Raw genomic sequence first — 13013 nt, 5'->3', positions numbered from 1 at the left:
CCGAAATAGGTGCGCCTAGAACGGCAGCTTCGGCGCCAATGTTGGGAATACCACGGTCACGAGTGCGGCCGCGCCGAGCACTACTGCGAGGAAGATCCCGGCGAGTGGGCCAGCGACGCTGAGCCAATCGCGCATCTCTGCTGGGCTCACATCTTTAATGCTACTTCCTTCGCTGTTGCCGATTGACCCGGTCTGCTTTGGTGCAGTTTGCTTTGGCCGTGGGCTTGTGGTCTTAACTGTCCATTTCCCGTGATTTTCGCGCTGAGAGCAGGCTTTCAGGGCAGGCTCGAAAGCGCGAAGGAACTTGAGCTGGGAGTTGAGCTGTTTAAGTTGTTGTTCGTCGGCTGTGCCGATGGTGGTGGCGTCGAGAAGTTCGGAGCGCTGCTTGGTGAGTGCGGTGACCTCCTGATCGAGGAGCGCCAGCTTTTCGGATGCTTCTTGTGGCGTTACCAGCGCGAATGCCTCGCGTAACCCATCCTCCGAAAGTGCTTTCTTGGGTGCGATGGTGCTTGCTTTGAGGCTGGGAAGTTCGTCGTCGAACAGGGTGAACGTGCAGGTGCCATTCCGGTACTCAACGTTCGCTGCGTGTGCTGGTGTTGCGGTCGTAGCCAACAGGGCTACGGCGGTTGCGGAAGTAATGATTCGCTTCATGTGGTGTCCTTTCCTGTCGGGGAACCTGATGGTTCAGGTTCTTCAAGAGTTTGACGCTGCGTCGCGCGCTTTGGTTCCATCGCGTCTTTGACTAGCTAGGCGTGGGTTAGTATTTCGGTATGCTTACCCGCTTTGAAGTTGATGGGTTTAAGAACCTGCGCAACCTAGCTATCGACCTCGGCCCATACACCTGTGTCGCCGGGGCGAATGCTATTGGTAAATCTAATCTTTTCGACGCTCTCCAGTTCCTAGCGCTCACTGGGTCGCGGACGTTGAATGAGGCTGCCATCAAGATCCGGGGTAATGGCGGGGACGTGCGCGATATTTTCGCGCCGGGTGGCAAGATGTCGTTTGCTGCAGAGATGATTACGGAGAAGGAGTTTGAGGATTCCTTCGGCAAGTCGATTACTGCTGATCAGACGTATCTCCGGTATGAGGTTGATCTTGAGCTGCGGGACGTGACTGTTGGTAACAATAGGAATGTTTCCAGCATTGTTGTTACGCGTGAGGAGCTAAAACCGCTCACGAAGGCGGATGCTCGAGAGAAGCTGGGTTGGGCAAAGAAAAGCTTTGTTGAGTCTGCGATCGTGGGCGGACGTCGAAAAGCGTTTATTGAGACGAGTGAGCAGGAACGACAAATCCATGTGCGGCATGGAAGTCAGGGAAGGCCGTCGTTGGTGTCGCTGAGCGGGGATGCGCCGGCCCGTACTGCGCTGTCGGTGTATGGGCAGCAGGACCAGTATCCGGTGATTATGGCGGCGCGCCGGGAGCTGGATGCGTGGATGTACCTTTCCCTTGAGCCGAGCGCCATGCGCGCGCCGAGCGAGGCGTTGGCTCCCGACTTTATTAGTGCGAAAGGCGGGAACCTGCCGAAGACGTTGGATCGTCTTGTGGGGCAGTCGCCGGATCATGATGTGCTTGCGGAGCTTGCTGACATCGTCGGAGATCTTGTCGATGTACGCAGCGTTACGGTGGACTTTGACGAGGCACGCCAGGTGTTTACGCTGCAGGCGCAGGTCGGTAATGGCGGTGTGGTGTCTGCCCGTTCTCTTTCCGACGGGACGTTGAGGTTCCTAGTCCTGGGGACGATCCTGCTGGACTCAGAGGGCAGTCGCCTGATCTGCTTCGAAGAGCCCGAGAACGGCATTCACCCGTTAAAGATCCAGGCGATGTATTGGCTGTTGCACGATTTGAGCGTGGACCCTGAGGAAGCAATTGGGGCGGAGAATCCGCTTCGTCAGGTCATCGTGAATACCCATTCACCAGCATTTTTAGCGCTGCACAAAGACAATTTCGATGAGCTACTGCTGGGGTCGAAGGATCCGATGAATGGCTCGCTGGTCCTCACCCCGGTGGTGGCGGAGGGGAGCTGGAGGAAGTCGAAGGTGAAGGCTTCGGCTGCGAACGTTGAGGAGCTTCTTCGCGAGTCGTTCCCGGAGCTCAACTTCCGTGAGCTCTTTGTGGCAGACGATGAGGGGGATCGATGAGTAGGCCACTGTACTGTTTGCTCGTTCGCGAGGGCACCAGCGACGATGGCTTGATGAGCCCGCTCAAGGCGCTCCTCATCGATCTCGGATTCGGGGCTGACTCCCAAATTGTTGCTCAGCCTTTCGCGGGGTCGAAGCGCACGGCTGATGTCCTTCAGCTCATCGTGGATCAGGGCCAAACGCCTGACATTGTTTTTGTCCATCGGGATGCAGACAATGACGGCTATGAGCGCCGTGCGCTTGAAGTCCACCAGGCGTCCGAAGAGGTCAGCCCGGAGTTCGCGGTTGTTCCCGTTGTGCCGGTGAAAATGACTGAGGCGTGGGTGCTCCACGCACTGCACAGTCCGCAGTATCAGGCACAGCTGGGGATCAACATTCCTGCGAAGGATCTGCCAGCCAGGAAAACTATCCCGAATATTGCGGCGAAGGATCGGCTAAAACAGCTTCACGACGCCCACTTCGCCACCCGCGGGCGCCGAAAGCGAAAGCACGATTCCCGCTTCACGACGGACCGGTCCCGTTGGGTCGAGGCACTCACCAATGTGAGCTTCTTGGAGGGGTGCGAGTCCTTCGAGCGCTTGCGCGACGAATCCTCAGCGCACAAACAGGCCTCTAGCCTCACTCCCTCCCGATGGGACACCACATTCCCTCCCGTACCCCCGCCGACCTGGTCTTTTCCAAACCTGGCCGCCAAAATTCAGGAATTTGGTGCGCTCCCCCTCACCCCAGTGCCAAAGGACGCAACCCCCTTTTCACGACCTGGGCTTTTACCCCCTCACCCAACAGGAATTGCGTCTATTGGCACTCGCTCCCAAAAAACTAGATCTCGAACCCCTGCCGCCGCGCGACATCCAGGGACCCGTCCTGTGGCACGGCGTGCGTCGGCAACCCTGCGCGGACTTGGCGGAAGAAGTTGTCTGACCTGCGGTTTTTGTCGCGGAGGTCGTAGTAGGTGGTCATCTCCTGGTCGTACTCCCCCAGCGCCTCGGACCAGCTCGCGGGGGCCTGGTAGGTGTTTTCCATGACGCGCAGACGCGCCGGGATGCGTGGTTTGAGTTGTGGGTCTTGGGCGGGCCAGCCCAGGGTCAGCCCGACGACTGGGAAGGTAAAGCGTGGCAGTTCCAGCAGGTCAACGACGGCTTGGAGGTCGTTGTGGATGTTGCCGAGGTAGTTGGCTCCCATCCCAAGTGACTCCGCCGCGTTGACGACGTTTTGGGCCATGAGGCAGGCGTCGGTAAATCCTTCGATGAAGGGGCGCGTGTGCCCGGCGGCTGAGGGGTCCTCCAACAGCGCCGCGTTGCGCGCGGTGTCCACGATGAACAGCAGGTAGACGGGCGCGCGCCCGACGTATTCCTGCTGCCCGATCTCGGCCAACCGCCGCTGCTTGTCGGCGTCGGTGACGTGGATGATGCTGGCTTGCTGCAGGCCGCGCGAGCTCGCTGTGCGCATCGCGACCTCGAAGAGCTGGTCCAGCACCTCCTTATCGACGCCCCTCCGCTCAAACTCGCGGATCGTCCTGTGCTGTAGCTGGTGTTCGATGGTGTGGTTCATGCCCACACGCTACTTGAAATCGGCTACCCGAGCTCCTCCCGAAGCACATCGCGCACGATTTCGGCGACGTGCTGCGCCTGGGTGCCGGTGCCCTGCTCGACTTGGGTGCGGCAGGAGAAGCCGTCGGCGACGACGGGGCCGTCGTGTTCCCTCACGCGCGGGAACAGCTCGCGTTCTCCCAGTTCGAGGGACATTTCGGCGTGGCCGTCTTCGAAGCCCCAGTTGCCGGCGAGGCCGCAGCACCCGGTTTGGATCTGTTCCTCGTCGTAGCCGAGCGCCGCCAGGATCAGGGAGGACTGCTGCGGGTCGCCGAGTGACTTCTCGTGGCAGTGGACCTGGGTGAGGATGCTGCCGCTGTGCTTGCGCACCTTGCCCTCGGCGACGAGCGCCTGGATCTTCGGGGCGACGATTTCGGCGAAGGTGTGGGTGGCTTCGGCGAGTTCCCGTACGGCGGGGTCGGCGGTTTGGGTGGTGGCGTCGTGTTGCAGCATGACGGTGCACGACGGCTCTAGTGCGACGACTTGCAGCCCTTGGTCGAGGTACGGCTTGAGTACGCGCGCGGAGTGTTCGAGCACGCGCCGCGTCATCGCGAGTTGCCCGGTGGAGTGCCAGGTCAGGCCGCAGCACACGAAGCCGTCGGGGATGATGACCTCGTAGCCGAGCATCTCCAGCGTTTCGACGGCCGCTCGCGCCGGGCCGGTGTTGAGTTTGTTGTTGAAGCTGTCTGGCCACAGCACAATCCGCTCACGCGAAGCCGCAGAACCAGCAGCACCGCCATCAGCACCCGAACGCTTCCGCGCCCACTTCTGCAGCGACTCGGGTGCGAAGCTGATGAGCGGCCGCCCGGTGTCGACGCCGCCGAGTTTCGCGACGGCCGTCGAGACGCCGGGGGCGTGGAGGGCCCAGTTCGTGATGCGTGGCACGAGCGGGAGTTTGTGGGCGATGTGGCTGAGGATTGGCAGCCAGCCCATGAGGTAGTGGACGCGTGGGCGGACGCGGCCGGCGTAGTGGTCGTTGAGGAACTCTGCTTTGTAGGTGGCCATGTCCACGTTGACGGGGCATTCGGAGGCGCACGCTTTGCAGGAGAGGCACAGGTCGAGGGCGGTGGTGGCGTCGTCACCTGTGATGGTTTCGCCGCGGAAGAGTTCGGAGAGGATGCGGGCGCGGCCGCGGGTGGAGTGGATTTCGTCGTGGGTGATTTGGAAGGAGGGGCACATGGAGCCGTCCATGGAGCGGCAGGCGGAGACGCCGACGCAGCGGTTGACGGCGTCGGTGAAGCTGCCGTTGTCGCGTGGGAAGAGTTGGACGGGTGTGATTTCGTGGGTGCGTTGGGCGGGTTCCATGCGCAGGCCGTCGGTGACGGCGTCGGCCCAGACGAGGACGCCGGGGTTCATGATGCGTTGCGGGTCGAAGAGCAGTTTGAATTCTTCGAAGATGGCGCGCATTTCGGGGCTGTACATGGTGTGCAGCAGGGATGAGCGTGCGCGGCCGTCGCCGTGTTCGCCGGACAGGGACCCGCCGTGCTTGGTGACGAGTGTGGCGGCGTCGTTCATGAAGTTGTTGAAGTTGGTGATGCCCTCTGTTGAGTGGAAGTCAAAACTGATGCGGACGTGGACGCAGCCTTCGCCGAAGTGGCCGAATGGGATGCCGCGGTAGCCGTAGGTGTCCATGAGGGCGTAGAGTCCGCGCAGGTAGCTGGCCAGGTTTTCGGGTGGTACGGCGGAGTCTTCCCAGTTGGGCCAGGCTTCGCCGCCGTCGGGGAGGCGGGTGACGGTGCCTGCGGAGGCTTCGCGGATGCGCCACAGCGCGCGGGCTTCGGCGTGGTCGCTGACCACGACGGCGCCGGTGTGTTCGACGGTGGTCGTGAGCGCTTCGGCGGCGGCGATGGCTTCCTCGAGGGTGTCGCCTTCGGTTTCGCAGTAGAGCCAGCCGCCGGCGTGGGGTTGGCCGGGGAGGTTCTCGCCGGCGTGTTCTTGCCCGTTTTTGCTGCGCAGTGCGTCGAGGAGGTCGCCGCCCATGCCTTCGATGGTGGCGACGCCGGGTTGGCGCAGTTTGGGGGCGGCGTCGGCGGCGGCGAAGACGTCCGCGAAGGACAGCACGGCCAGCGCGGTGTACTTCGGCTTATCGACGAGCCTCACGGTCATCCGCGTAATCACCCCGAGGGTGCCTTCGGACCCGGCGATGGCTTTGGCCATGTCGGTGCCCACGTAGTGCAGTCCGTACCCGGAGACTTGGCGCGGGAAGCGCCCGAGTTCCCGCTGGATCAGTTCCTGGTTTCGGGTGTAGAGGTCGGAGAGGGCGTCGTGAAGCGTGGGGTCGTCGCAGCCGTCGGCGCTGAAGGTGACTTCCCTGCCGTCGGCGAGTGCGAGCGTGATGTCGACGAGGTTGTCGGCGGAGGTACCGTAGGCCACTGAGTGGGAGCCGCAGGCGTTGTTGGCCACCATGCCGCCGATGGTGCAGCGGGAGTGGGTGGAGGGGTCGGGACCGTAGGTCAGGCCGTGGGGTGCGGCGGCGTCGCGGAGTTGGTCGCAGATGACGCCGGGTTCCACGGTGGCCGTTTTGGCATCCGGGTCGATGTCGAGGATGCGGTTGAAGTAGCGGGAGGTGTCGATGACCAGGCCGTCGCCGATGGCGTTACCAGCCACGGAGGATCCACCACCACGCCCTACGATGGACCAGCCGCGTTCGCGTGCGTAGGCGATGCCGTCGAGCACGTCTTGTGCGCTGCTGGGTTCGAGTACTGCGGCCGGGACGCGTCGGAAGAGTGATGCGTCAGAGGAGTAAGCGGCCCGGGTTGGCATGTCTTTGCGGAGCTTGGCCCGGATTGCGTGTGGCGTGGTGTTCATGCGTGTCCTCTATTATTCTGCGCTGTTTTCGTCCCGAGCATCGTCGCGGTGCTCGCGGAATTGCACTTCTTTGTCGCGTTGGCGTTGTTCGCGTTGTGCTCGGAGCGCTTCGGGGCGGTAGCCGAGTACGAATGCGGATACTGCACAAAGTGTAGCTGCGCCGAAGACCCATGGCGCGAGCGCCGCTTTGGCGCCGGTGATGGTGTCACCGCTGCCGGTGACGAGTCCGACCGCCTGAATGCCGACGAGTGCGAGCCCGCCGAGGAGGAATGCGGCGAGGAAGACGTAGAACAGGATGGAGAAGAGCTTGAAGATTGAGTTCATGGTGTTACGCTCCTGGTACGTAGACGGGGACCATGCCCATGCCGACGAGCCACGCCAGCAGGATCATCGGCAGGACGAAGTAGATGATGAGCGGGATGAACATCTTGGTCGGGTTGGCTTCCGCCATCGCGGCCGAGAGGTAGATCGGCGCGCCCACGGGTGGCGACGCCCCCTCCGTCGAGGTGCACAGCAGGGTGACGACGATCGCCACCGTCGGGTCGATGCCCACCGCGGTGAGCGCCGCGACTGCCGGGGCACCGATGGCGGCTGCCGTCGCGGTGGAGGACAGTGGGGTTGCCACGACGACGGCGAGCACGCCGACGACGAGGATCATGACCCACTTCGGCAGGTCCATTGCCCCAAGCGTGTTGGAGAGCTGGTCGCCCACACCGAGTTCCTCCATGATGGACGCGGCCGCGAGCGCTGCGAACAGCGAGATGCCGACGGTGGCGAAGCTCGGTAGGTCACGGACGATTTGCGCCCTGAACTGGGCGTTGTTGCGGCGGATGCGGCCGGCGCCCTCGATGAGGGCGATGAGCGTGATCAACACCGGAACCCACACGATGATGGAGATGGCCTTGATGCCGTCCTCGCCGACGCCGGTGGAGTTTTTGAACCAGTTGGCCAGCGGGCCGATGGTGAGCAGCACCGGGATGATGATGCCGAGGAAGATCGACGGCGAGCGCCACCCCTGCGCCCACGCCTGCCCGAACGGCACGATCTGGTCTTTTGGTGTTTTGGGAATGCGGTCCTTCTTGGTCCAGAAGAACACGACCGCCAGGCGGTACAGCACTGCGTACGCGCCGGCGCAGGCCAGCGCCACGTACACCTGGCTTGCCGACGACGCCGCAGCCGCCGGCATCGCCAGAATGATGAACATGGTGGAGTTCGGCGGCAGCGCCACGCCCAGGCCGGAATTACCGGCGACCAGCGTCGCTGCCCTGTTGGAGGAGAAGCCGGTCTGCTTCATCCACGGGATGGTCACGGAGCCGACCGTGGCGGAGTTGCCAGCGGTCGATCCCGCGATGAGTCCCATCATCGCCGAGGCCAGGGTGGACACGTAGCCCGCCCCGCCGCGCAGCCGACCAAAGATCGAGTTCAGGATGGTAATTAGCCTGTCAATCAAGCCCGTCGACTGCACAATGATCCCCATGAACACGAACGCCATACCGGCGAACGTGACCTCCGAGGAGACGGCCTTTTTAATTCCCAGCCACAGCAGCTCTGGCGCCCTCGTTCCGCCGACGAGCGCCACGCCGACCAGGCCGATCAGCAGCGCTTCTGCAATATTGCGCTTTAGCAAAACATTGAACACAACCGTGATCGCGATGAACACTATCAACGCAACGATGCCCATGTTCACTCCCTTCAACTCCAATTAGTGACGCGGCACACATTACGCGCTGCATGTTGCTGTAGCTACAAAATCCAACTAATTATCGACGCCCCTCCTCCCCCATCAACGCAAAAACCCGGGCGGGTGCGTTGTTGCACCCACCCGGGTTTGACCCCCGGTAGCGGTAATCCTTACTTCGCCGGCACGTTCACTTCGGCCAGGTCGGAGCCGTCCGGGTTATCGATGCTGACTTCCCACTGCAGTACGCCGTTGTCTTCGTCGAGTTCGGCGGAGTCGAGGATGCCGTCGTGCTGGCTCAGGGCGTCCTTGATGGCGTCTTCAATGGCGACGGTTGCCTGGCCCGCCTTCGCGACGTCCTCGGCGTCCTGCTCGGACTCCTTTTCCATCACGTGGTTGCCGTCGACATGCAGCTCAACGATCTTGTCCTCTGCCGCGACCTTGACCTCGAAGGTGTTGGTGTTGTTCTCGCGGTCGATGGCAATGACGGTGCCGAATGGTCGCGCCGCCTCAATCGCGTCGTACGCGGCGTCGTTGGTGGCCTCGCCCGCGCTTTCCGACGCTACGCTGGTCGCCACCGTGGTCTCCGGAGCCTCCGTCACGGTCTTCGTCGCTGGTGCCTCGTCCGTGCCGTTCGAGCAGCCTGCGAGCAGTGCCGCCGCGGCCAAGACTGTCAGTGTGCGTTTCATGATTGCTCCTTCGTTCGGGTTCAGAAAGCCCCCACACTACCTGTTTTGGAGGTAGAGTGTCGCACAACAAAGGTTCACAAACGCGGAGGAAATTCACCATGACCGATGTGGAAAAGATCGAGCGCGACACGCTTCTACCTGCATATTTCGGAGAGTTCGGCGGACAGTACGTGCCCGAGCCGCTCTACCCGGTGCTCGATCAGCTGGAGCGCGCCTTCGTCGAGGCCCGCGAGGACAAAGAGTTTCTCGACGAGCTCTCGCGCCTCCAAGCGAAGTTCCTCGGCCGACCGACTCCGGTCTATGAATGTGCCAACCTGCCGAGGGTTGGGTCGTCGAAAATTTTCCTGAAGCGTGAAGACCTCGCGCACGGCGGCGCCCACAAGGGCAACCAGGTGCTGGCGCAGGCGCTGATCGCGAAGCGGCTGGGCAAGAACCGTCTCATCGCGGAGACCGGCGCCGGCCAGCACGGCACCGCCACTGCCATGGTCGCAGCGCTGATGGGTATGGAGTGCACGATTTACATGGGCGCGCAGGACGTCGCCCGCCAGCAGCCGAACGTGCGCCGCATGCGCCTGATGGGTGCGACCGTCGTCCCCGTCACCAACGACGCCGGCGGCTCCATGTCCAACGCCATCGACATCGCCCTGCAGGACTGGGTCGAGCACATCGACTCCACCCACTACGTCCTCGGCTCCGCCTGCGGCCCCCACCCATTCCCGACCCTGGTCAAGGAGTTCCAGGCCGTCATCTCCCGCGAGTCCCGCCAGCAGATGCTCGAGGACACCGGCCGACTCCCCGACGCCGTCATCGCCGCCGTCGGCGGCGGCTCCAACGCCATCGGCGCCTTCGCCGAATACCTGAAGGACGAGCCCGGCAACGCCGACGTCAAACTCATCGGCGTCGAACCCGCCGGCGAAGGCCTGGACACCGACCGCCACGGCGCACCACTCAACCACGGCAAGCTGGGCATCCTGCACGGCTCCCGCTCCTACATCGTCACAGGTCAGGACGGCGAAGTCCTCCCCGAGTCCTTCTCCGTCTCCGCCGGCCTGGACTACCCGGGCGTCGGCCCCGAGCACGCCTACCTCCGCGAGATTGGCCGCGCCCAATACGTCGCCGTCACCGACGAAGACGCCCTCCAGGCCTTCCGCCTGCTCTCCCGCTACGAGGGCATCATCCCCGCCCTCGAGTCCTCCCACGCCCTGGCCTACGCCCTGAAGCTCGCCGAAGTCGCCGACGCCGACGGCCACGAGCTCAACCTGCTGGTCAACCTGTCCGGCCGCGGCGACAAGGATCTCGACTACGTCTACAACATCCTCGGCGACCAACTCTTCGAGGACCCCGAGCAAGCCCCCATCGGCGACCTCCACATCAGCGAAGTCCTCGCCTCCATGACCAGCTCCTCCAACGAACGCGAGGCCGGCCACACCGTCGCCCACTAGTTATTGGGTTCTTGAGGGTCCCTCGTGGGGCCCTTTTTCTTCCCGCGCCTGCCTGTGTGCTGCCTGTGCGTTCCCCGTGCACCACTTTCGCTCGTGACCTTTTGGCGACCTGGGCTTTTCCACGCGGCCCCTCCCAAAATCCCGGAATCTGGTGCGCGCCTCCTCGCAGCAGTGCCAAAGGACGCAATTCCATCTGCCGGATCCGGCAAAAGCCCAGGTCGTGAAAAAGGGGTTGCGTCCTTTGGCACTCACTCGGTTGGGAGGGACACCACATTCCCTCCCGCCCAACCTGCGACCTGGTCTTTTGTCTCGGCACCTTCCCGAAATCCTGGAATTTGGTGCGTCCAACCCCCTCACCAACGCAAAAACCCGCACCCCCAGCCACGAAAGCTAGGGGTGCGGGCTCAAACCCATTTGCAATTATGCCCGTGGAAGGACTGCGAGCGGTAGCACGTCGATGCCGGTGGCAACGCCGTTGTTCTCGTCGCGGAACCACGTGCGGATTTGGTTGATCAACTGCATCATGTGGGTCCCTCCTTTCAAAGTGTGAAGGTTGTTAACCTTCTGTTCACGTTGAGGTAACTCTAGGGCCACAAAATTAGTTTGTCAACACCCACTATTGGCGTGTCGCAGGTATTTCTGGAACGAGCCCCGGTGGCCAGCACACTCATTTCCCCAGGCTTGAGCCGAAGAGCAACAACTCGTTTATGGTGGGGTATGACATGAAGCAACCCAATGCCTCCATGTCAGCGTAAAGGCGAAGCCCCTCACCCGCCGCCAAGCAAAGTGAAGGGCTTCGTGAGACTAGTTAGTCGGCCAACCGGTCAGCTCGCGGACAACATCCGCGAGCAGTTTGGCCACTAACGCCATAAAGGTCCGGATCGTAATCGCACCGATTGCTATCCGGGCCTTTCCCTGATTCTCGGGCAATCAGGCTCTACGGCTGAACCGCAGAAATACCCCGATCCATTCAAAGCGTGGGATTAGAAGCGTGCGATGCAGGTCGCGCATTCGCACCGGCCCGGGTCGATTTTCGGCGACCAGCGTCGCACTCCTTTAACACCTCGACCGGAACGAAAACCTACAAGAACGGGTACGGGTCCCACCCGGTGAAGTATTCGATCCGCTCGCGCGCGATCAAAAGGATCGCGGCGACCACGGCCACGAGCACAATCGCCAGGAACACCCACCCAACGACCCGCCGCACTCCGCTTGCCGCCGTGCCGTCTTCGGCTGGGGACAGGAAGTGGATGCTCATCGAAAACAGGGTGGGCAGCCCGGCGCCGAGGAGCAGGCCTACGCCGAGGACCATGAGTAGTGATTTCAGCATTGGTGCCTCCTATTTGCCCAGGTGGTGGTTGAGTCCGTGGGTGGTGTCGACGATGTGTGCGGGTCCGGTCGGGCCGGTTTGGGGGCCTTCGGGGCCGTCGATTGGGTCCCAGTCGTCGTTGACGTTGTCGCGGTGCACAGGCTGCAGTTGCGCGCGGTAGAACATGTAGCCGCCGCCGATTGCGAGGATGACGGTGAGGAGGATGCCGCCCCAGACGAGGTCGCCTCCAATTGTCGACGCCCACTTCGCCACCCACCACGTGACGAAGGAGATGGCTGCCGCGATCGGCAGTGTGGTGATCCAGGCGAGTGCCATCCGGCCGGCGACTCCCCAGCGCACTTCACCTTTCGGGCCGGTGAGTCCGGAGCCCATGATGGATCCGGTGGCGACGTGGGTCGTCGATAGTGCCATGCCGAGGTGGGAGGAGGTCAGGATGATTGCTGCGGACGATGTTTCCGCGGCGAGGCCTTGTGGCGGGTGGATCTCGACGAGCCCTTTGCCCAGTGTGCGGATGACGCGGAACCCGCCCGAGTAGGTGCCGATGGCGATGGCCAGGGCGCACGCTGCTTGGATCCAGAAGGGCATGGTGTGGTCGGCGTCGAATTGCCCGGCGGCGACCATGGCGAGGAAGATGACGCCCATCGTTTTTTGGGCGTCGGACGTGCCGTGCGCGAGCGCGACGAGCGACGCGGTCCCGACCTGTCCCCAGCGGAAGTAGGTGTCGCGGTGTTCGTGTTCGGCGTTGGCGGTGAGTCGGTACACCAGCCACGTCGCGACGGCCGCAATGATCCCCGCGACGAACGGCGCGAATACTGCGGGCAGGATGATTTTGTCCAGGACGCCTTCCCACACGACACCTCCCCACCCGATTGCTGCGATCGCCGCGCCGATCAGCCCGCCGAACAGCGCGTGCGAGGACGATGATGGGATCCCGTACAGCCACGTGAACAGGTTCCACATGATGGCGCCAGTCAGCCCGGCGAACACCACGAGCAGGAGCTTCTCGGATTCGATGGTGTTGGACAGGTCGAACCCGTCCAGCTTCACGATGCCACTCGCCACCGTCTTCGCCACCGCCACCGACAGGAACGCACCTATTAAATTAAGGACGCCCGCGAGCGCCACCGCCGTTTTCGGCTTGAGCGCCCCCGTCGCGATGGATGTGGCCATCGCGTTCGCCGTGTCGTGAAAACCGTTCGTGAAGTCGAAGAACAGTGCCACAGCGATAATCAGAATCAGAAGGATAGTGATACTCACAACCTGGCATTATTCTCCTCCCCCGCCGGGAATGAAACTCTTTTCCACTTTTTACCTATTGTTCACCTCCCACCAGGCCTTT

General features: G+C 62.6%; 10 protein-coding genes. 2 read left to right on the top strand and 8 right to left on the bottom strand.

Annotated elements, in window-relative coordinates; translation table 11 throughout:
- Positions 1–15 precede the first annotated feature (15 nt).
- Positions 16–651: a hypothetical protein gene (locus R0V12_RS05890; protein ID WP_284818166.1), complete on the bottom strand. Its 636-nt coding sequence runs from the start codon at positions 649–651 to the stop codon at positions 16–18.
- 119 nt (positions 652–770) lie between these two features.
- Here R0V12_RS05890 and R0V12_RS05885 point away from each other — a divergent pair, with 119 nt between their 5' ends.
- A complete protein-coding gene (locus tag R0V12_RS05885) occupies positions 771–2138 on the top strand; it encodes an AAA family ATPase (protein ID WP_320072291.1) in 1368 nt (455 codons plus the stop codon).
- 819 nt (positions 2139–2957) lie between these two features.
- Here the strand turns inward: R0V12_RS05885 and R0V12_RS05880 are convergent.
- The 5 genes from R0V12_RS05880 to R0V12_RS05860 form a co-directional block, all read right to left on the bottom strand.
- A complete protein-coding gene (locus R0V12_RS05880; RefSeq protein WP_320072290.1) occupies positions 2958–3689 on the bottom strand; it encodes a nitroreductase family protein in 732 nt (243 codons plus the stop codon).
- Between the two features lie 23 nt (positions 3690–3712).
- Complete coding sequence (locus R0V12_RS05875) at positions 3713–6535, bottom strand: FAD-binding and (Fe-S)-binding domain-containing protein (protein WP_320072289.1); 2823 nt, start codon at positions 6533–6535, stop codon at positions 3713–3715.
- 12 nt (positions 6536–6547) lie between these two features.
- A complete protein-coding gene (locus R0V12_RS05870) occupies positions 6548–6859 on the bottom strand; it encodes a hypothetical protein (RefSeq protein ID WP_284805470.1) in 312 nt (103 codons plus the stop codon).
- 4 nt (positions 6860–6863) lie between these two features.
- Positions 6864–8216 (bottom strand): TRAP transporter large permease subunit, encoded by a 1353-nt coding sequence (locus R0V12_RS05865; RefSeq protein ID WP_256005759.1) that lies wholly within the window; start codon positions 8214–8216, stop codon positions 6864–6866.
- Positions 8217–8386: 170 nt separating this feature from the next.
- Positions 8387–8902 (bottom strand): PepSY domain-containing protein, encoded by a 516-nt coding sequence (locus R0V12_RS05860; protein ID WP_256042065.1) that lies wholly within the window; start codon positions 8900–8902, stop codon positions 8387–8389.
- Positions 8903–9000: 98 nt separating this feature from the next.
- Between R0V12_RS05860 and trpB the strand changes: the two genes are divergently transcribed.
- Positions 9001–10344, top strand: a complete 1344-nt coding sequence (gene trpB / locus R0V12_RS05855) for a tryptophan synthase subunit beta (protein WP_320072288.1) — start codon at positions 9001–9003, stop codon at positions 10342–10344.
- A 1081-nt stretch (positions 10345–11425) separates the two neighbouring features.
- Here the strand turns inward: trpB and R0V12_RS05850 are convergent.
- A complete protein-coding gene (locus R0V12_RS05850; protein ID WP_256042063.1) occupies positions 11426–11674 on the bottom strand; it encodes a hypothetical protein in 249 nt (82 codons plus the stop codon).
- Positions 11675–11683: 9 nt separating this feature from the next.
- The gene (locus R0V12_RS05845) at positions 11684–12931 is read right to left on the bottom strand and encodes an inorganic phosphate transporter (RefSeq protein WP_070478690.1); all 1248 of its coding nucleotides are present in this window, start codon (positions 12929–12931) and stop codon (positions 11684–11686) included.
- Between the last annotated feature and the right edge of the window lie 82 nt (positions 12932–13013).

It is taken from the genome of Corynebacterium sp. UMB2355A (assembly GCF_033877495.1).
Taxonomy (GTDB): Bacteria; Actinomycetota; Actinomycetes; order Mycobacteriales; family Mycobacteriaceae; genus Corynebacterium; species Corynebacterium pseudogenitalium.
This window is presented reverse-complemented; position numbering and strand designations above follow the sequence as displayed.